General features: G+C 70.9%; 21 protein-coding genes. 1 reads left to right on the top strand and 20 read right to left on the bottom strand.

All coding sequences use genetic code 11. The features are described 5' to 3' along the window. Window positions 1-161: 161 nt before the first annotated feature. The 4 genes from ACFVVU_RS24535 to ACFVVU_RS24520 form a co-directional block, all read right to left on the bottom strand. On the bottom strand, window positions 162-494 hold the full coding sequence (locus ACFVVU_RS24535; protein ID WP_380681311.1) for an STAS domain-containing protein: 333 nt from the start codon (window positions 492-494) through the stop codon (window positions 162-164). Between the two features lie 424 nt (window positions 495-918). Beyond that, a complete protein-coding gene (locus ACFVVU_RS24530) occupies window positions 919-1,788 on the bottom strand; it encodes a 3-hydroxyacyl-CoA dehydrogenase family protein (protein WP_380681313.1) in 870 nt (289 codons plus the stop codon). A 179-nt stretch (window positions 1,789-1,967) separates the two neighbouring features. Beyond that, window positions 1,968-2,618, bottom strand: a complete 651-nt coding sequence (locus ACFVVU_RS24525) for a response regulator (RefSeq protein ID WP_380681315.1) — start codon at window positions 2,616-2,618, stop codon at window positions 1,968-1,970. Next, window positions 2,615-3,835 (bottom strand): sensor histidine kinase, encoded by a 1,221-nt coding sequence (locus tag ACFVVU_RS24520; RefSeq protein WP_380681317.1) that lies wholly within the window; start codon window positions 3,833-3,835, stop codon window positions 2,615-2,617. Before ACFVVU_RS24520 ends, ACFVVU_RS24525 begins: the two co-directional genes overlap by 4 nt. A gap of 147 nt (window positions 3,836-3,982) precedes the next feature. Between ACFVVU_RS24520 and ACFVVU_RS24515 the strand changes: the two genes are divergently transcribed. Continuing rightward, complete coding sequence (locus ACFVVU_RS24515; RefSeq protein ID WP_387792211.1) at window positions 3,983-4,525, top strand: hypothetical protein; 543 nt, start codon at window positions 3,983-3,985, stop codon at window positions 4,523-4,525. 3 nt (window positions 4,526-4,528) lie between these two features. Here the strand turns inward: ACFVVU_RS24515 and ACFVVU_RS24510 are convergent, their stop codons facing one another. The 16 genes from ACFVVU_RS24510 to prmC all read right to left on the bottom strand — a co-directional run bounded on the left by ACFVVU_RS24510 (window position 4,529) and on the right by prmC (window position 19,394). Continuing rightward, window positions 4,529-5,101 (bottom strand): cob(I)yrinic acid a,c-diamide adenosyltransferase, encoded by a 573-nt coding sequence (locus ACFVVU_RS24510; protein ID WP_355371343.1) that lies wholly within the window; start codon window positions 5,099-5,101, stop codon window positions 4,529-4,531. A gap of 63 nt (window positions 5,102-5,164) precedes the next feature. Further along, window positions 5,165-5,665, bottom strand: coding sequence for a DUF2550 domain-containing protein (locus ACFVVU_RS24505; protein ID WP_344324216.1), 501 nt, complete (start codon window positions 5,663-5,665; stop codon window positions 5,165-5,167). Window positions 5,666-5,813: 148 nt separating this feature from the next. After that, on the bottom strand, window positions 5,814-6,197 hold the full coding sequence (locus ACFVVU_RS24500) for a F0F1 ATP synthase subunit epsilon (protein WP_376091445.1): 384 nt from the start codon (window positions 6,195-6,197) through the stop codon (window positions 5,814-5,816). Between the two features lie 185 nt (window positions 6,198-6,382). Next, window positions 6,383-7,828, bottom strand: coding sequence for a F0F1 ATP synthase subunit beta (atpD, locus tag ACFVVU_RS24495; protein ID WP_380681323.1), 1,446 nt, complete (start codon window positions 7,826-7,828; stop codon window positions 6,383-6,385). Between the two features lie 2 nt (window positions 7,829-7,830). Next, window positions 7,831-8,745: a F0F1 ATP synthase subunit gamma gene (locus ACFVVU_RS24490; RefSeq protein WP_380681325.1), complete on the bottom strand. Its 915-nt coding sequence runs from the start codon at window positions 8,743-8,745 to the stop codon at window positions 7,831-7,833. Window positions 8,746-8,777: 32 nt separating this feature from the next. Further along, on the bottom strand, window positions 8,778-10,352 hold the full coding sequence (atpA, locus tag ACFVVU_RS24485) for a F0F1 ATP synthase subunit alpha (RefSeq protein ID WP_355371332.1): 1,575 nt from the start codon (window positions 10,350-10,352) through the stop codon (window positions 8,778-8,780). Between the two features lie 155 nt (window positions 10,353-10,507). Then, window positions 10,508-11,323 carry a F0F1 ATP synthase subunit delta gene (locus tag ACFVVU_RS24480; RefSeq protein ID WP_380681327.1) on the bottom strand — a complete coding sequence of 272 codons (816 nt, stop codon included), beginning with the start codon at window positions 11,321-11,323 and terminating at the stop codon, window positions 10,508-10,510. Beyond that, complete coding sequence (locus ACFVVU_RS24475) at window positions 11,320-11,880, bottom strand: F0F1 ATP synthase subunit B (RefSeq protein ID WP_376091430.1); 561 nt, start codon at window positions 11,878-11,880, stop codon at window positions 11,320-11,322. The genes ACFVVU_RS24480 and ACFVVU_RS24475 overlap by 4 nt, the downstream gene beginning before the upstream one ends. 34 nt (window positions 11,881-11,914) lie before the next feature. Continuing rightward, on the bottom strand, window positions 11,915-12,157 hold the full coding sequence (atpE, locus tag ACFVVU_RS24470; protein WP_030302757.1) for an ATP synthase F0 subunit C: 243 nt from the start codon (window positions 12,155-12,157) through the stop codon (window positions 11,915-11,917). A gap of 92 nt (window positions 12,158-12,249) precedes the next feature. Further along, a complete protein-coding gene (gene atpB, locus ACFVVU_RS24465) occupies window positions 12,250-13,062 on the bottom strand; it encodes a F0F1 ATP synthase subunit A (RefSeq protein WP_380681329.1) in 813 nt (270 codons plus the stop codon). Between the two features lie 285 nt (window positions 13,063-13,347). Then, window positions 13,348-13,737, bottom strand: a complete 390-nt coding sequence (locus ACFVVU_RS24460; RefSeq protein ID WP_380681331.1) for a hypothetical protein — start codon at window positions 13,735-13,737, stop codon at window positions 13,348-13,350. Between the two features lie 363 nt (window positions 13,738-14,100). Beyond that, window positions 14,101-15,453: an MraY family glycosyltransferase gene (locus ACFVVU_RS24455; RefSeq protein WP_380681333.1), complete on the bottom strand. Its 1,353-nt coding sequence runs from the start codon at window positions 15,451-15,453 to the stop codon at window positions 14,101-14,103. A gap of 160 nt (window positions 15,454-15,613) precedes the next feature. After that, window positions 15,614-16,888: a serine hydroxymethyltransferase gene (gene glyA / locus ACFVVU_RS24450; protein WP_387792208.1), complete on the bottom strand. Its 1,275-nt coding sequence runs from the start codon at window positions 16,886-16,888 to the stop codon at window positions 15,614-15,616. 286 nt (window positions 16,889-17,174) lie between these two features. Further along, window positions 17,175-17,813: a protein-tyrosine-phosphatase gene (locus tag ACFVVU_RS24445; RefSeq protein WP_380681340.1), complete on the bottom strand. Its 639-nt coding sequence runs from the start codon at window positions 17,811-17,813 to the stop codon at window positions 17,175-17,177. Between the two features lie 29 nt (window positions 17,814-17,842). Next, window positions 17,843-18,490, bottom strand: coding sequence for an L-threonylcarbamoyladenylate synthase (locus ACFVVU_RS24440; RefSeq protein ID WP_355371309.1), 648 nt, complete (start codon window positions 18,488-18,490; stop codon window positions 17,843-17,845). A gap of 37 nt (window positions 18,491-18,527) precedes the next feature. Continuing rightward, window positions 18,528-19,394 (bottom strand): peptide chain release factor N(5)-glutamine methyltransferase, encoded by an 867-nt coding sequence (prmC, locus tag ACFVVU_RS24435; RefSeq protein WP_350553031.1) that lies wholly within the window; start codon window positions 19,392-19,394, stop codon window positions 18,528-18,530. Window positions 19,395-19,432 lie beyond the last annotated feature (38 nt).

Raw genomic sequence — 19,432 nt, 5'->3', positions numbered from 1 at the left:
CTGCTCCGCCCCACGCTCGCGCCGTCAACCCCGACCGGCCGCCGCGCGCCCGGCAAGGGCGGGCCGGGCGGCCGTGTCCTGACGCCAGACTCTCGCACATCCGTGCCCGCCCGCGCAGCGTCGCGCGGTCAGGGCCCCGGGAGTCCCGGGCCGCCGGGTGGTCAGAGCGCGGGGAGGGTGGCGCCGCGGGCGTCGGCGGTGACGCCCTCGACGGCGAGGATGCGGTGCAGCCGGGTGGCCACCAGCAGGCGCTGGAGCTGGGCGGGGACGGAGCGGAGCACCAGGCGGCGGCCGATCCGCCCGGCCCGGCGGTGGGTTCCCATGATCACGCCCAGGCCGGTGGCGTCCCAGAACTCCAGCCGGGCGAGGTCGAGGACGAGATCGCCGAGGCCGCCGTCGACGGCATGGTGCAGCCGGGCGCGCGCGTCGGCGGCGGTGCGCACGTCGAGGCGGCCTTCGATGGCCAGCGCCGCGTGGTCGCCGGTGATGCGCATGCTCTCCTCCTTCGCGTGGCGGGCCTGGGATGCGGGTGTGCGGGTGTGTTCGGGTGGTGGTGTGCGGGTGTCGGCGGGTACGGGTGTCACCGGCGGTGCCGGGCCGGAGGGGGCGGTGGTGATCCGGGCGCCGGGCGGGCCCCGCGGCCCCACGCGCCGGCCCCGGCCGGAATGCCGGGTTCCCCGTCATCCATCTGACGGTGAGCCGGCCCCCTGGGTTGCTGGTCATGGCCGGATCTGAAGCAATTTCACTCGTCCGAGGGAATATACGCAGGAACTCTCCACACTTACGCTCGATTACCGCCCAAATCACCCGTCTGCGGCATCGGCGTGAGGAAACTCACCCGCCCCGGGAGGGACGGGCCGCCCGGTTCCACGACCGCACGGCCCGCCCGTTCACCGGCTCAGCGCCGGCTGCCCGCCGTCACTTGCCCGGGTACGGGTAGAAGCCGCGGCCGCTCTTGCGGCCGAGGTCGCCGGCGGTGACCATGCGCGCCATGACCTCCGGGGCGGCGAACTTCTCGTCCTGGGTCTCGTTGTAGATGTTCCGCGCGGCGTGCAGCAGGATGTCCACGCCCGTCAGGTCGGCGGTCTCCAGCGGGCCCATCGGGTGGCCGAAGCCGAGCCGGCAGGCGGTGTCGATGTCCTCGGCGCTGGCGACGCCCGACTCGTAGAGCTTGGCGGCCTCGACGACCAGCGCGGTGATCAGACGGGTGGTGACGAAGCCGGCCACGTCGCGGTTGACCACCACGACCTCCTTGCCGACACCCTCGGCGAAGGCGCGCGCGGCGGCCAGCGTCTCGTCGCTGGTCTTGTAGCCGCGGACCAGCTCGACCAGCTTCATCAGCGGCACCGGCGAGAAGAAGTGCACGCCGACCACCGACTCGGGGCGCGAGGTCGCGGCTGCGATCCGGGTGATCGGGATGGCGGAGGTGTTGGAGGCGAGCACCGCGCCGTCCTTGGCGATCTTGTCGAGCTCCTTGAAGACGCCCTCCTTGACGTCCAGCTGCTCGAAGACGGCCTCGACCACGATGTCGGCCTCGGCGACGGCGCCCAGGTCGGTGGTGGTGGTGATCCGGGCGAGCGCCGCCTCGGCGTCCTCGGCGGTGAGCCGGCCCTTGGAGACGAACTTGTCGTACGAGGCGCGGATGCCGTCGAGGCCGCGCCGCAGCGCCTCCTCGGTCACGTCACGCAGGACCACCGGGTGCCCGGCCTGGGCGGAGACCTGGGCGATGCCGGCGCCCATCAGGCCGGCACCGATCACGGCGATCTGCTTGCTGGACGCATTGCTCATGGCTTGGTCTCCCGATGCCGTCGCCGCCCCGATGGGCGGGCCCTGAAGGCGGCTCAAGGCAGGGGTCGCCCACCGAGCCGCATCGCTCATGGGCCGGACTTTAGTCCCCGGACGCGGCCCGTGGTGCCATCCGAGGGTGTGATCTGCGACCGACCTGGTCAACTGAGCAAATCACTCGATCAGATCATCATCCCGAGGTCCTGGGCGAGGATCGCGGCCTGCACCCGGCTGCGCAGCCGCAGCTTCGCCAGGATCCGGCTGACGTGCGTCTTGGTGGTCGCCTCCGCCATCTCCAGCCGCCCGGCGATCTCACCGTTCGACAGGCCGGCCCCGATGCAGGCCAGTACCTCCCGCTCGCGCGGCGTCAGCCCGTCCACCGCCGCCCGCAGCTCCGGCCCCACCACCCGCTCCGGGCGGGCGAAGGTGCCGATCAGCCGCCGGGTCACCGAGGGCGCCAGCATGCCGTCCCCGCGGGCCACCGTGCGGATGCCCTCGACCAGGGTGTCCGCCTCCAGGTCCTTCAGCAGGAACCCGGCCGCCCCGGCCCGCAGCGCGCCGTAGACGTACTCGTCCAGGTCGAAGGTGGTCAGCACCAGGACCTGCGCCGCCCCGGCCGCCACCACCTGGCGGGTCGCCGAGACGCCGTCCAGCCGCGGCATCTGCACGTCCATCAGGACGACGTCCGGCCGCAGCTCCAGCGCCAGCCGGACGGCCTCCTCGCCGTCCGCCGCCTGCCCGACCACCTCCAGGCCCGGCTCTGCCCGCAGGATCATCACCAGCGCCGCCCGCACCGCCGCCTGGTCCTCCGCGACCAGCACCCGGATCGTCATGCCCGCCCCACCCTTTCCTCCGTCCCCAGCGCCCGCGGCAGCACCGCGCGCACACTCCAGCGGTCGTCCCGCGGCCCGGCCTCGAAGCCGCCGCCCAGCAGCGAGGCCCGCTCCGCCATGCCGACCAGCCCGGCCCGGGCGCCCGGCAGCGACCGCCCCGCCCCCTGGCGGAACGGGCTGTCCACGACGATCCGCAGCTCCTCGGGGCAGAAGTCCAGCAGCACCCGCACCTCCCCCGGACCGGCGTGCTTCAGCGCGTTGGTCAGCGACTCCTGCACGATCCGGTACGCGGCCAGCTCCACCGGCACCGGCAGGGAGCCGCGCTCCCCGCGCTCGGCCAGCTCGAAGGCCAGCCCGACGTCCCGCCCGGCCGCCCGCGCCTTGGCGAGCAGCGCGTCCACCGCCGCCAGGTCCGGCGCGGCGTACGACTCGTCGGCCTCGCCACCGCCGCTGTCACGCAGCAGGCCGATGATGCGACGCATTTCGGCCAATCCCTGGACGCTGTTCTCCCGGATCACCCCGAGCACCTCCACCACCGGATCGTCCGCCGCCCGGTGCTGACGCCGCGCCATCGACTGTGCCCCGGTCGCGTGGATCGCGATCGCCGACAGGTGGTTGGCCACCACGTCGTGCAACTCGCGGGCCATCCGGGCCCGTTCGGCGACCACCGCCTCGCGCCGGTCCATCTCCGAGAGCAGCGCGGTCTGCTCCGCCCGCAGCCGCTGGGCCTCCGCCTCCTGCCGGTGCTTGCGCACCGCGTCCGCGGTCCACAGCGGGCCCAGGAAGATCAGGGCGGTCAGCATGGCCACCGCGACGGCCGTCGCCGAGTCGGAGTACACGAAGGTCAGGGTGGTCAGCACCAGCACCGAGGCGGTACCGCTCACGTGCAGGACCGGCGACATCCGGCGGGGGCCGTAGACCACCGCCGCGTAGAGCAGGTCGGTGTACATGATGGTGGTCGCCAGCAGCGCGCCGGAGAAGATGCTCCCGGCGAAGACCAGTCCGCCGAGCGTCACCACCAGGATCGGCCGGGTCCGCCGCATCAGCTCCAGGCCCGACATCGCCAGCAGCGCCGGCAGCACCTGCCACCGCTCGATCGTCGACGAGTGGTCGTACACCTGGAAGGCGATCAGCAGCAGCCCGCCGAGCAGCCCGGACAGCGCCAGTGCCCCGTCGACCTGCCGCGGGGTGGGGGTGGGTCTGCGCACGCCCCCCATCAGATCATCCCGGGGGTCGACCCGGCTCCGGCAGCGGGGAGGAGCCCCGGTACATCGAAAGATGCAGCCCGGGTCCGTTCCCGGCGACGACGCGCGCGCGAGCGGCCCCGGGGAGGCTGGAGGCATCGCCGAGAGCCGGAGCAGACCATGATCGTCACCCTGATCCTCGCCGCCGAGGCCGCCTTCTGGGTGGTCCTCGCCCTGGGTCTGATCACCCGCTACCTGCTGCGGTGGCGCACGGTGAGCACCGTCCTGCTGGTCGGGCTGCCGGTGATCGACCTCGGGCTCTTCCTGCTCACCTTCCTCGACCTGCGCGGCGGCGCCACCGCCTCCTGGACGCACGCGCTGGCCGCGAGCTACCTGGGCTTCTCGGTCGGCTACGGCCCGTCGGTGGTCCGCTGGGCCGACGCCCGGTTCCTGCACCGCTTCGCCGGCGGGCCGAAGCCGCCGCCCGCGCCCGGGTACGGCGCCGAACGCAGCCGCCACGAGTGGCGGATCTGCGGGCGCACCCTGGTCTCGGTGGCGATCACGGTCACCCTGATCAGCGCGCTGAAGCTGTTCACCGGCGCGCCCGGGACCGCCGTCTTCGACCAGTGGTACTGGAAGCTGGGCATCGCCGCGGTGGTGAACACCGCGATCGCCGCCAGTTACACGCTCTGGCCCAAGCGGCCGCCGAAGCCCGGCAGCTAGGTTCTAGCGGTTCTCACCCGGCACCCAGAGCACGTCACCGCGCTCCTTGTTGGCCGACCGGGCCAGGATGAACAGCAGGTCGGACAGCCGGTTGAGGTACTTGGCGGTCAGCGGGTTGACGGTGTCCCCGTGGGTGTCGATCGCCGCCCAGGTGGCCCGCTCGGCCCGCCGGACCACGGTGCAGGCCAGGTGCAGGTAAGCGGCGCCCGGGGTGCCGCCGGGCAGGATGAAGCTGCGCAGCTTCTCCAGCGTCTCCAGGTAGTGGTCGCAGTCCGCCTCCAGCTTGTCGATGTAGGACTGCTGGACCCGCAGCGGCGGGTACTTCGGGTCCTCGACCACCGGGGTGGCCAGGTCGGCGCCGACGTCGAAGAGGTCGTTCTGCACCCGGGTGAGCACGGCGGCCACGTCCTCGGGCAGCGCGCCGGCGGCGATCGCCACGCCGATCGCGGCGTTGGCCTCGTTGGTGTCCGCGTACGCGACCAGGCGCGGATCGGTCTTGGTCGTGCGGCTCATGTCGCCCAGCGCGGTGGTGCCGTCGTCGCCGGTGCGGGTGTAGATGCGCGTCAGATTGACCATGCGGCCAGCCTAGCCGGGCCGGTTAGGCGGCGTTAACCTCTCCCCCACCCCGAGGGTCCGTCGCTACGCGACGTTGACCCTCTGCCCGGGCGGGGCCGCCTCCAGCCAGGCGAGGAAGCCGGTGAGCGCGTCCTCGCTCATCGCCAGCTCCAGCGGGGCCCCGTTGTGCAGGCAGCGCAGCACCACCGAGCCGGAGAGCAGGGCCAGCTCCTCCTGCCCCTCCGGATAGCGCCGGCCGAGCACCTCGATCTCCCGGCGCGGCAGCACCTTGCGCGGGCGCGGGGCGTACGAGAAGACCCGGAACCACTCGATGGAATCGCCGCTGTACCGGCCGATACCAAAAACCCACCCCTTGCCATCGGTCTGCGGGACCGGGGCCGGGGTGGGTTGGCCGTTCTCGTCGAGGTCGGGCTGCGTCGAGGCGTCGGCCGGCATTTTGAGCCGGTAGCTGCAGTCGAACGTGCCACCGACCCGCTGGATCACACGGCGGCGTACCGCGAACGCGACCAACCCGATCACACCGAGCGCCACGACCGCCGCACACACCACAAGGGCGAGGACCATGCTCACCTACCTCCTCGCTACCCGCGTTCCCCGTGTCGGTCGTACCAGCCGACCGCGTTGACCTACCAACTGAGACGACAGTCCCGGGGTCACGCTCACGCGTCCCCGGGACCGTCGGTCGACCCCGCTCAGGCGGGGTCCGGCGCACTCAGGCGTGGGCCTTGAGGCCGCGCGCCGCGAACAGCCGGACCTCGGCGCGCCGCTCGGCGTGCTCGTCCAGGTCCGACTTGGCCTTGTCCAGTGCGCGCTCGGCGCGCGCGACGTCGATCTCGTCCGCCAGCTCGGCGATCTCCGCGAGCAGAGACAGCTTGTTGTCGGCGAAGGAGATGAAGCCGCCGTGCACCGCGGCGATCACGGTGTTGCCGTCCGTGGTGCGGATGGTGACCGGACCGGTCTCCAGCACGCTCAGCACCGGGGTGTGACCCGGCATGATGCCGGTGTCACCGGAGGCCGTACGGGCGACGACGATGGTGGCCGCACCGGACCACACCTTGCGGTCGGCTGCGACCAGCTCGACGTGCAGCTCAGCCAACGTGGGCTCCTAGGCTCATGCAACGCCCGATTACTCGGGAGTTTCGGTAAGAATAACGGGCCCGCGCCCCCGGCATGAAACCGGCGGCACGGATTTGACCGGAATCACAGTCGATGCGACGCGAGGGGTGGGTCCCAGGGTTGGGGCCCACCCCTCGCGATCACGCTCGGCTGCTACCGGCCGGACTACTTCTTCGCCAGCTCGGCGGCGTTCTTCTCGAGGTCCTCGATGCCACCGCACATGAAGAAGGCCTGCTCCGGGACGGAGTCGTACTTGCCGTCCGCGATCGCGTTGAAGGCCTCGATGGTCTCCGACAGCGGGACGGTCGAGCCCTCGACACCGGTGAACTGCTTCGCCACGTAGGTGTTCTGCGAGAGGAAGCGCTCGATGCGGCGGGCACGGTGGACCGTGACCTTGTCCTCCTCGGACAGCTCGTCGATACCGAGGATCGCGATGATGTCCTGGAGGTCCTTGTACTTCTGCAGGATCCCCTTGATACGGACGGCCGTCTCGTAGTGGGTCGCAGCGATGTACCGCGGGTCGAGGATGCGGGACGTGGAGTCCAGCGGGTCGACGGCCGGGTAGATGCCCTTCTCCGAGATCGGACGCGACAGAACGGTGGTCGCGTCCAGGTGGGCGAAGGTGGTGGCCGGCGCCGGGTCGGTCAGGTCGTCCGCGGGGACGTAGATCGCCTGCATCGAGGTGATCGAGTGACCGCGGGTCGAGGTGATGCGCTCCTGCAGGAGGCCCATCTCGTCGGCCAGGTTCGGCTGGTAACCCACCGCGGAGGGCATACGGCCGAGCAGGGTCGACACCTCGGAACCGGCCTGGGTGAACCGGAAGATGTTGTCGATGAAGAGGAGCACGTCCTGCTTCTCGACGTCGCGGAAGTACTCCGCCATGGTCAGCGCGGAGAGCGCGACGCGCAGACGGGTGCCCGGCGGCTCGTCCATCTGGCCGAAGACCAGCGCGGTCTTGTCCAGAACGCCCGAGTCGACCATCTCGTCGATGAGGTCGTTGCCCTCACGGGTGCGCTCGCCGACACCGGCGAACACCGACACACCACCGAAGTTCTCGGCGACGCGGTAGATCATCTCCTGGATCAGAACGGTCTTGCCGACACCGGCACCACCGAACAGACCGATCTTGCCACCCTGGACGTACGGGGTGAGGAGGTCGATGACCTTGATGCCGGTCTCGAACATCTCGGTCTTGGACTCGAGGTCCTTGAACTCCGGGGCCTTGCGGTGGATCGGCCAGCGGACCTCGACCTGCTTGTCGAACTCCGCCTGGTCGACGTTCAGCACGTCACCGAGGGCGTTGAAGACCTTGCCCTTGGTGATCTGGCCGACCGGCACCGAGATGGCGGCACCGGTGTCGCTGACCTGCGAGCCACGGACCAGACCGTCGGTCGGCTGCATCGAGATGCCGCGGACCAGGCCGTCGCCGAGGTGCTGGGCGACCTCGAGGGTCAGGGTCTTCTTGCCCGAGCCGTCGGGGTTGTCCACCTCGACGTGCAGGGCGTTGAACATGTCCGGAATCGCGTCGACGGGGAACTCCACGTCGACGACCGGGCCGATGACCCGCGCGACGCGGCCCGTCGCCGTGGTCGGCTCAACAGTGGTGGTCATACTCATTCGCTCCCCGCGCTAGCGTCGGCCAGGGCGTTCGCGCCACCGACGATCTCGCTGATTTCCTGGGTGATCTCGGCCTGACGGGCCGAGTTGGCAAGCCGCGTGAGCGACTTGATGAGCTCGCCGGCGTTGTCCGTCGCGCTCTTCATGGCGCGGCGGCGGGCGGCGTGCTCGGAGGCAGCCGACTGCAGCAGCGCGTTGTAGATCCGGCTCTCGACGTACCGCGGCAGCAGCGCGTCCAGGACGCCCTCCGCCGACGGCTCGAAGTCGTACAGCGGGAAGATCTCCGACTTGGCCGGGCTCTGGTCGCTGAGCTGGACCTCGTCCAGCTTCAGCGGCAGCAGCCGCGCCTCGACCGCGTTCTGCGTCAGCATGGACACGAACTCGGTCGAGATCAGGTGGAGCTCGTCCACACCGCCGGTCTCCGCGGTGAAGGCCTCGATCAGCTCGGAGGCCACCGTCTTCGCGTCACCGTAGGTCGGCTTGTCGGAGAAGCCCGTCCACGAGCCCGCGACCTGGAGGTTGCGGAAGCCGTAGTACGAGACGCCCTTGCGGCCGACGATGTACGTCACCACGTCCTTGCCCTCGCCGCGCAGGCGCTCGGAGAGCGTCAGCGCGGCCTTGATGGCGTTGGTCGAGTAGCCGCCCGCCAGACCGCGGTCCGCCGTGATCAGCAGGACCGCGGCGCGCGAGGCGCTCGGGTTCTCGGTGGTGAGCGGGTGCTTGGCGTTGGACCGGGTGGCCACCGCCGTCACCGCCCGGGTGAGCTCATCGGCGTACGGAGTGGAGGCGGCCACCGCGCGCTGCGCCTTGACGATGCGCGACGCGGAGATCATCTCCATCGCCTTGGTGATCTTCTTCGTCGCGGTGACAGAGCGGATCCGGCGCTTGTAGACCCGAAGCTGTGCTCCCATGGGTCGTTACGTCCTTTCCCTCGCTACCGGACTCAGGCCTGCTCGGAGAGCAGCTTGCCGTCAGCGGTCTGGTAGCCCGCCTTGAAGCTCTCGACGGCCTTGGTCAGCGCGTCGACGGTGCCGTCGGCCAGCAGACCGGTCTCGACGATGCCGGCCAGCAGGTCCTTGTGCTGCAGACGGACGTAGTCCAGGAACTCGCGCTCGAAGCGGCGGATCTCGGCGACCGGGACGTCGTCCAGCTTGCCGGTGGTGCCGGCCCAGATGGAGACGACCTGCTCCTCGACCGGGAACGGCTGGTACTGGCCCTGCTTCAGCAGCTCGACCATGCGCGCACCGCGCTCCAGCTGGGCCTTGGAGGCCGCGTCCAGGTCGGAACCGAAGGCGGCGAACGCCTCCAGCTCGCGGTACTGGGCGAGGTCCAGACGCAGACGGCCGGCGACCGAGCGCATGGCCTTGATCTGGGCGGAGCCACCGACGCGGGAGACCGAGATACCGACGTTCACGGCCGGGCGGATGCCGGCGTTGAACAGGTCGGACTCCAGGAAGCACTGGCCGTCGGTGATGGAGATGACGTTGGTCGGGATGTACGCCGAGACGTCGTTGGCCTTGGTCTCGATGATCGGCAGACCGGTCATCGAGCCGCCGCCCAGGGCGTCGTTCAGCTTGGCGCAGCGCTCCAGCAGGCGGGAGTGCAGGTAGAAGACGTCACCCGGGTAGGCCTCGCGGCCCGGCGGGCGGCGCAGCAGCAGGGAGACGGAACGGTAGGCCTCGGCCTGCTTCGACAGGTCGTCGAAGATGATCAGGACGTGCTTGCCGTCGTACATCCACTCCTGGCCGATGGCCGAGCCGGTGTACGGGGCGAGGTACTTGAAGCCGGCCGGGTCGGAGGCGGGAGCGGCCACGATGGTGGTGTACTCCAGCGCGCCGGCCTCCTCCAGGGCGCCGCGGACGGACGCGATGGTGGAGCCCTTCTGGCCCACGGCGACGTAGATGCAGCGGACCTGCTTCTCCGGGTCGCCCGAGCGCCAGTTGTCGCGCTGGTTGATGATCGTGTCGACGGCCACCGCGGTCTTGCCGGTCTGGCGGTCACCGATGATCAGCTGGCGCTGGCCGCGGCCGATCGGGGTCATCGCGTCGATGGCCTTGATGCCGGTCTGCAGCGGCTGCTTGACCGACTTGCGGGCCATGACGCCCGGAGCCTGGAGCTCCAGGGCGCGGCGACCGGTCGAGGCGATGTCGCCCAGGCCGTCGATCGGGTTGCCCAGCGGGTCCACGACGCGGCCGAGGTAGCCGTCGCCGACCGGAACCGAGAGGACCTCGCCGGTGCGGCGCACCGTCTGGCCCTCCTCGATGCCGCCGAACTCACCGAGGACGACGACACCGATCTCGCGGGTGTCGAGGTTCAGCGCGAGGCCGAGGGTGCCGTCCTCGAACTTCAGCAGCTCGTTCGCCATGACCGAGGGCAGACCCTCGACATGGGCGATGCCGTCCGCCGCGTCAGTGACCGTGCCGACCTCTTCCACAGAGGCGGCGTCCGGCTGGTACGACTGGACAAAGTCGGCCAGCGCGTCCCGGATCTCCTCCGGACGGATCGTAAGCTCCGCCATCAGGCTTCCCTGCTCTCCTAGTTTGCGATCCTCGGCCCGCCATTGAGGGCCGCAAGTACTCGACTCTCGGCCGGGTCGTATGAACCGGCCGTACGTTTTCCCGACTCCGGTGGAGCCGGTTTCCCGACCGAGGGTCGGATGTGCTGCTTGGGTGCTCAGCCTTCGAGGGACTGGCGAGCGCCTTCCAGGCGGCTCGACACCGTGCCCTCGATGATCTCGTCACCGATCTGCACCCGGACACCGCCGACGACCTCGGGGTCGATGTCGATGTTCAGGTGGACCTGGCGGCCGTACAGCCGGCCGAGAGCACCCGACAGGCGCTCCTTCTGGCTGTCCGACAGCGGAACCGCCGTGGTGACCTGGGCCACCACACGGTCGCGCCGGGAGGCGGCGAGCTTGGAGTAGGACTCCAGCCCCTGCTCCAGGCTACGGCCACGCGGGTTGTTGACCAGGGTGGTGACCAGCCGCACGGTGCCCGCGTGAGCGCGGCCGCCGAGCAGCTTCTTGATCAGGGCCGCCTTGGCGACGGCACCGGCCTTGGGCTCGGTCAGCGCGGCGCGCAGCTCGTGCGAGCCGCTCACCACCCGGCCGAACCGGAAGAGCTCGTCCTCGACGTCGTCCAGGGCACCGGCCTTGTCGGCGGCGATGACCTCGGCGTACGCGGCCAGCTGCTCCGTGGAGTCGACCAGGTCGCGGGCGCCCGACCAGCGGGACCGCACCAGGCCGGCGACCAGGTCGGCCGTCTCGCCGGAGACCTGGCCGGTCAGCAGCGAGGAGACCAGCTGGGCCTTGTCCTGGCCCGACCGGGACGGGTCGGTCAGAACGCGGCGCAGCGACACCTCACGGTCCAGCAGGGCCGTGACGGCGGTGAGCTCCTCGGCCAGCCCGGCCGCGTCCACCGAGGTGGAGTCGGTCAGGCTCTCCAGGTTCTGCCGCCCGGCGGCGAGGGCCTCGCGGCTGGCGCCGATCACTTGGCCGCACCCTGAGCAACGGCGGCCTTGGCCTCCAGCTCGTCCAGGAAGCGGTCGACGACGCCGCTCTGCCGCGCGTGGTCCTCAAGGGACTCACCCACGATGCGGGACGCCAGCTGGGTCGCGAGCGAGCCCACGTCCTGGCGCAGGGCCGCGGTGGCCTGCTTCTTGTCGGCCTCGATCTGGGCGTGGCCGGCGGCGACGATGGCCTCGCGCTGGCGCTGGCCCTCCTCGCGCATCTCGGCGAGCTGGGCGGCGCCCTGCTCGCGAGCCTGCTCGATGATGCGAGCAGCCTCGTGACGCGCCTCGGCGAGCTCGGCACGGTACTGCTCAAGCGTGGCCTGAGCCTCGGCCTGAGCGGCCTCGGCGCGCTCCATGCCGCCCTCGATCGCGTCCCGGCGCTCCGACAGCACCTTCTCGATGCTGGGGAGGAGCTTCTTGCCGAGGATCCCGAAGACGATGAAGAAGCAGAGCAGGCCGATGATGATCTCGGGCCATGCGGGCAGAAGGGGGTTCATGATCTCCCCCTCCTCCGCGAGGTGAGCCGCGATGCTCATATCTGGACCTTCCTCGAAGGGTCTACGGCGGGAATTACTTGGGGCCCTGGCCGAAGACGAACGGCATGACGATGCCGATGAGGGCGAGCGCCTCGGTCAGCGCGAAGCCGATGAACATGTTGGAACGGATCAGGCCGGCGGCCTCGGGCTGGCGGGCCATGGCCTGGACACCGTTACCGAAGATGAGACCGACACCGATGCCGGGGCCGATCGCGGCGAGGCCGTAGCCGATGGAAGCGACGGAACCGTAGACGCCGACCTCAGCGAGCATGCTCATTGCAATGTGTCCTTTGCGGGGATGGTGATCCGGTGGTGATTGGCCACCGGGCGTTCCGGGGGTGGTTCAAGAGGGCCGCGGCGGCCCCTGGCTCAGTGCGCCTCTTCCAGGGCACCGGCGATGTAGCTGCTGGCCAGCATCACGAAGATGTAGGCCTGCAGGAACTGGACCAGCAGCTCGAAGGCGGTCAGGCCGACGGCGACGATGAACGAGGCCGAGCCGTACAGCGCGCCCAGGGTCGGGCTGAGCAGGTACCAGGAGGCGATGGAGAACATCACGATCAGCAGGTGGCCGGCGAACATGTTCGCGAAGGCTCGGACCGCGAGCGTGAAGGGGCGCACGAAGATGTTCGAGAAGAACTCGATCGGCACCAGGATGAACATGACCCAGCCGGGGATGCCCGAGGGCCAGCAGAGGTTCTTGAGACCGCCGACGAAGCCGTGCTTCTTGAAGGTCAGCGTCATGTAGGTGATCCACACGACCGCGGCCAGACCGGCCGGGAACGCGATCGCCGCCGTCACCGGGAACTGGGCGAACGGGATGACCGACATGATGTTCAGCAGCCACACGAAGAAGAACATCGAGACCAGCATCGGGACGTACTTCTCGCCCTTTTTGCCGATGGTCTCCAGCACGATCGAACGCTTGACGAAGTCGTAGCCGATCTCACCGACCAGCTGCAGCTTCCCCGGGACCAGCTTCGGCTTCGCGAAGGCCGCCCAGAAGAACACGACGACCAGCGCGGCAACGATGATCGAGAGCAGCATCGGCTTGTTGAAGTCGAAGCTACCGATGGAGAAAATCGGCTCGAACTGGAACTCGTTCAGGCCAGGGGCCGGGAAGCCGCAGCCAGCGTCCCCGAAGTGGCAACTGCCTGAGGCGAGGGACGTGAGTTCAGCACTCACCACGGACTCCTTCGTCGTGACGCATGGTTACGGCAACCTCGGTGTGTCGGCGTGGCCTGCGACCACGGAGCGGCACTGGAACTTGATGGATTTCTCGCCGACCCCGCGCGGCAGTGCGCTGCACCGAAGCGGGATCATCGAAGACTGCGCGGATCCGGGGGGCGATCGGTCCGCCGTGCGGACAGACCAGGCCTCTTCCCGTACTCCGTTGCTGCGACGGACGATAGCAGCCCGTCAGCGCGGCATAAACACCGCCCCCCTCGTTGGGGGGACAGTGGGCCGCCGTCACTGTTGACGCCCCTTGTCGGACGGCTTCCCGGCCTTCGTTTCGGAGGAATCGCGGTCGGAGGCCTCGGGGTCGACGTAGAAGGTCTTGGCCTTCAGCGCGCCGCGCACCTGGAACCCGGTCCAGATCAGCGCGCAGCCCAGCAGCGTGAAGGCGAAGGCCTGCCGGTTGAAGAGCTCGGTGTCCTTGAACACCGCCAGCACGATGCCGACCAGCAGGATCTGCGTGGTGTACACCAGCAGCGCGGCGGCCATCATGATCTGCGGGTTCGACCTGGTCAGCCGGTCGAGGGCGACCTGGCCGAAGGTGAAGAAGGCCATCACGAGCAGAGCGCCGAAGAGTGCTCCGAGCAGGCCCTTGCCGCCGGCGACGGCAAAGGAGATGGCCATCGCAATGACTCCGGCGACCGCAGTGGGGATCGCGGCGCCCCGGAGGATCCGGGCGTCGTTGGACGGCATGTCGGCAACTCCGGCGGCATGTCGATGTGGCGGGGGGACGGGCAGAGAAACGCGGTGGGTGACACCGGACCGGGACCGCCGCGGGCCGGCCGCTCGACGGCGAGCCCGTCGAGGGAGACCCGCCAGGGACGGAAGTCATCCACCTGTCAGGTCTTTCGGCGTGTTCTCGGTACTCGTGAACGGTATCACAAACTATTTGATGAGAGCTTTACCATGAATGTGTGGTACCTGTCACACCGGCAGCACAGCAGTACCGCCGAACGAGTGAAGCGGATTGACGGATCATCACCTCCGCTAGCGGCCCCGGCCGTTGCCGTGGCCGCGGCCGGTGATCGCCGACGATCCCTTCGCGACCCCGCCGAGCAGCCGCTTGTCCTCGGCCGACAGCTCGGCCATCGGTTCGGAGGCCGCACTCCCGGCCGATTCGGCGGTCAGTTCCTCACCCTGCGTGACCGGTGCGGCGCTCCGGAGCTGGGGACGGCGGCGGCGGTAGCGCGGCGGCACGAAGGCCTGCACGGCGCGCGGGGCCCGCGGCCGGAACTGCGGGGTGAGCAGCACCACCAGGCCGACCAGGCAGAGCCCGGCCAGCGTGAGGACGACGGTGCGGCCGGTGTTGGTGACCGAGAAGGCGACGGTCCCGAAGGCGATCAGCGCGGCCCAGAAGTACATGATCAGTACGGCCCGGCTGTGCGAGTGGCCGACCTGGAGCAGTCGGTGGTGCAGGTGGCGCTTGTCGGCGGCGAACGGGGACTGCCCCGCCCAGGTGCGGCGGACCACCGCGAGCAGCAGGTCCGCCAGCGGCAGCGCGATGACCGTCAGCGGCAGCAGCAGCGGGATGTAGATCGGCACCAGGGCGTGCACGGTGGCGGTCTGCGAGCCCAGCTCGCTGGTGATGAGGTCGGGGTCGACCCGGCCGGTGATGGAGATCGCGGCGACGGCCAGCATCAGGCCGAGCATCATCGACCCGGAGTCGCCCATGAAGATCCGGGCCGGGTGCATGTTGTGCGCCAGGAAGCCCAGGCACATGCCGATCAGCAGCACGCTGAACAGCACGGCGGGGGCGGCGTCGGTGATCGTGTAGCCGTACCAGAGCCGGTAGGAGTACAGGAAGAAGGCCATCGCGGCGATGCAGACCATGCCGCCGGCCAGACCGTCCAGGCCGTCGATGAAGTTCACCGCGTTGACCATCACCACGACCATGACCACCGAGATGACCATGCCCTGGGTGGGGCTGACCGCGACCGGTCCGACACCCGGCACCGGCAGGGTGATCACCGTGACGCCCTGCCAGACCATCACACCGGCGGCGATCATCTGGCCGCCGAGCTTCACCAGGGCGTCCACGCCCCACTTGTCGTCCAGCACACCGAGCAGCCACATGATGCCGGCCCCGGAGAGCAGCGCCCGGATGTCGGTGCCCTGGGAGAACACCTTGCTCAGGTTGTCCAGCTGGGAGGCGACCAGGATGCCCGCGCAGAGGCCGCCGAACATGGCGATGCCGCCGAGCCGCGGTGTGGGCTCGCGGTGCACGTCGCGGGCGCGGACCGGGGGCATCGCCCCCGCCGCGATGGCGAACTTCCGGACCGGCCCGGTCAGCAGGTAGGTGACGGCCGCGGTGCAGAACAGCACCAGCAGATACTCACGCACCACTGACCTCCTGCAGCGCTGTCCGACGGGTGGGTACCGAAGGTACTCCCGTGCCTGTCCGGGGTTCGAGGTGCGTCGCCACGGCACACACCTTATTGACTCCGACGCCGGGGGCGCGCATCGCGGTTCGCCCCGCCGGGCAGGAGATTCGGATGACCGTTCAACGGCGCCCGGCGAACGCCCGCGCCAGCTCCCGGACCCGCTGCGCCACCCGGACGTCCGTGCCCGCGACGAGCAGCCGTCCGATCAGCCCGGCGATCTCCTCCAGCTCCGCCTCCCCCATGCCCTGCGAGGTCACCGTGCCGGTGCCGAGCCGGATCCCGGAGGCCTCGGACGGCGGCGCCTCGTCGTACGGCAGCGCGCACTTGCCGAGCAGCAGGCCGGCGGCGGCGCAGCGGCGCTCCGCCTCGGCGCCGCTGACCCCGAGCGCGCCGACGTCGGCGGTCACCAGGTGGGTGTCGGTCCCGCCGGTCAGCGGGCTCGCACCGGCCTGCGCGAGCCCTTCGGCCAGCACCCGCGCGCCGGTCACCGTCCGCTGCGCGTACGCCCGGTAGGCGGGCGTCGCGGCCTCGGCCAGCGCGACGGCCTTGCCGGCCACCTCGTTCATCGCGGCGCCGCCCTGGCTGAACGGGAAGACCGCCCGGTCGATCCGCTCCGCCAGCTCCGCGGTGGACAGCAGCAGGCCCCCGCGCGGGCCGCGGAGCAGCTTGTGGGTGGCCGCCACCGTGACGTCCGCGTACGGCACCGGGGACGGCGCCAGACCGGCCGCGATCAGTCCGGTGGTCTGCGCGGCGGCGGCCACCAGATAGGCGTCCGTCTCGTCGGCGATCTCCCGGAAGGCGGCCCAGTCGGGGTGCCGCGGGTAGGAGATGGAACCGGCCACGATCGCCTTCGGGCGGTGGCGCAGGGCCAGCTCGCGCACCTGGTCGAGGTCGATCAGCCCGTCGTCGCGGCGCACCCCGTAGCCGACGAACTCGAACCAGCGGCCGGAGAAGTTGGCCCGCGAGCCGCAGCTGAGGTGGCCGCCGTGCTCCAGCGACATCGCGAGCACCACGTCGCCGGGCCGCAGCAGCGCGGCGTAGGCGGCCAGCATCGCCGAGGTGCCGGAGCGCGGCTGCACGTTGGCGTGCGGGGCGGCGAACAGCTCCCGGGCCCGGTCGATCGCCAGCAGCTCGGCGGCGTCGGCGAGCGCGCAGCCGGTGTGGTGGCGACGGCCGGGGTAGCCCTCGGCGTACTTGTCGATCAGCGGGCCGGTGAGGGCCGCCAGGACGGCCGCACTCGTGAGGTTCTCCCCGGCCAGCAGCTGGACCGTCTCGGCCCTCCGCTCGGCCTCGGCGGCCAGCAGGTCGGCCAGCTGGGGATCGGCCCGGTACAGGGCCGTTGAGCGCGCCTCGGCGGTGTCGACGGGTCCGGTCGCGGCATCGGTGACGGTCATGGCGGGGCTCCCGGGCGCGTCGGGTCGGATTTCTCCAGCGTAGGACCGCCCCCGCGCCCTGGCACGGCGGCGCGTGCCGGGGTACGCCCGGGCGTACGAAGGGAGCCGCGAACGGTGTCGGAGCGACGACCGTCGGGACCGGGCCGGGAGCGCCCGAGCGGGGCGGGCTGCTGCCCGCCCGGGCGCGCCGGTGCCGAAAGGGAGGCGCGAGGACGCCGTGAGGCACGAGCGGCGTTGGAGCAACGACCGTCGGGACCGGGACGGGAGCGCCCGGGCGGGCCAATATTCAGAGCGCGCGGATGCCGGTCAGTGCGGTGACCACCGGGTCGACGGCGTGGAATATCTCCTCGCCGCAGTTGCGGAACATCCCGATCGGCGCGCCGTAGGGGTCGTGCAGCTCGTCCGCCTCGGGGTCGGCGGCCAGCAGCCAGCCGCGCAGCGCGGCGGCGGCGCGGACCAGCGCGCGGGCGCGTTCGGTGACGTCCGCGCCGCGCCGGGGGTCCGGCAGGGTGCCGGGGTCGATGGTGCGGACCAGCCGGGTGAACTCCTTCAGCGTGAAGGTGCGCAGCCCCGCCTCGTGGCCCATCGAGATGACCTGGGCCCGGTGGTCCAGGGTCGCGGTGAGCACCAGGTCGGCCTCCACCACGTGCTCGTCCAGCAGTTCGCGGCCGGTGAAGCCGCCGCTGTCGGCGCCGTACTCGTCCAGCACCGTCGCGGCGTGCTCCTCCATCGGCGCGCCCACGTGGCCCCAGGTGCCGGCAGACTCGACCAGGATCCGCCCGGCCACCCGGGGATTGAGCCGGGTGTCCAGCTCACGCCGGGTGAGCCGCTCGGCGATCGGCGAGCGGCAGATGTTGCCGGTGCAGACGTAGAGGATCCGGAAGTGGTTCAGCGGCCTGGGGCCCACGCTCAGGTACGGCGATATGCCGGGCCCGGCATGGAGGGAGGCGGCCGTCAACTGCCGGCCTCCAGGTCGGGGACGACCTCCCTCAGCTGCTCGACGGAGATCGCGCCGGCCCGCAGCAGCACGGGCACCTTGCCGGTGACGTCCACGATCGACGAGGCCTGGGCGTGGTCGGCGGTGCCGCCGTCCAGGTAGACCGAGATGGCGTCGCCGAGCTGCTGCTGGGCCTCGTCGCAGGTGGCCGGGGACGGGCCGCCGGTCCGGTTGGCGCTGGAGACGGCCATCGGTCCGGTGGCGTTCAGCAGCTCGATGGCGACCGGGTGCAGCGGCATCCGGACGGCGACGGTGCCCCGGGTGTCGCCGAGGTCCCAGCGCAGCGAGGGCTGGTGCCGGGCGACCAGGGTGAGGCCGCCGGGCCAGAAGGCGTCGACGAGCTCCCAGGCCTGCTCGGAGAAGTCGGTGACCAGGCCGTGCAGGGTGGTCGGCGAGCCGACCAGGACCGGCGAGGGCATGTTGCGGCCGCGGCCCTTGGCGGCGAGCAGGGCGCCCACGGCCTCCGGGGAGAAGGCGTCCGCGCCGACGCCGTACAGGGTGTCGGTGGGCAGCACGACGAGTTCGCCGCGGCGGATGGCCGAGGCGGCCTCGCGCAGGCCGGTGGCGCGGTCCCCGGTGTCGGCACAGTCGTAGCGGCGGCTCATCGGTGCGGTCCCCTTCCGAACGGGCTCATGACGTGGTTCACAGCGACGCCTTGCGCGCCGTGGTGAAGCGGGGGCGGTTGTTGAGGTCCCGGTGGTCGGCGGCGTCGGTCCAGCCGCCCTCCTCGTTGAAGATCCACGGGACCTGTCCGCCCTGGGTGTCGGCGTGCTCGATCACCACGGCACCGCCCGGACGCAGCAGCCGGGCGGCGACCCGCTCGATGCCGCGGATGGTGTCGAGGCCGTCCTCGCCGGAGAACAGCGACATCTGCGGGTCGTGGTCGCGGGCCTCCGGGGCGACGTACTCCCACTCGGTGAGCGGGATGTACGGCGGGTTGGAGATGACCAGGTCGAAGCGGCCGTCCCAGGCGCGGTCGTCCTCGAAGGCCCGGGTGGCGTCGCCCTCGTGCAGGGTGACCCGGGCGCGGTCGGGCGAGGCCTCGATGTTGCGCCGGGTGTACGGCAGCGCGCCCTCGTCGAGCTCGAAGGCGTGCACGGTGGAGCGCGGCAGCTCCTGGGCGAGGGCGAGCGCGATGGCGCCGGAGCCGGAGCACAGGTCGACCACCAACGGCTCGGCGACGTCCATCTCTCGGACCGCGTCTATGGCCCACTCGACGACCGTCTCGGTCTCCGGGCGGGGTACGAACACGCCCGGCCCGACCGCCAGTTCGAGGTAACGGAAGAAGGCCCGGCCGGTGATGTGCTGGAGCGGCTCACGGGCCTCGCGACGGGCGACGGCCTCCCAGTACCGGGCGTCGAAGTCGCCGTCCTGGACCGTGTGCAGCTGGCTGCGCTTGACGTTGTGGACGTGGGCGGCGAGCTCCTCCGCGTCGAAGCGCGGCGACGGCACGCCGGCCGCGGCCAACCGCTGGGTGGCCTGGGCCACCTCCGCGAGTAGCAGGTTCATCCGTACGACCTCTTGCTTCCGCTCTCCGGCCTCGACGT

Origin of the sequence: Kitasatospora sp. NPDC057965 (assembly GCF_042887135.1) — a bacterium.
Classification (GTDB): Bacteria; Actinomycetota; Actinomycetes; order Streptomycetales; family Streptomycetaceae; genus Kitasatospora.
The sequence above is the reverse complement of the archived record's forward strand: the minus strand, read 5'-3'. Positions and strand labels throughout refer to the sequence as shown.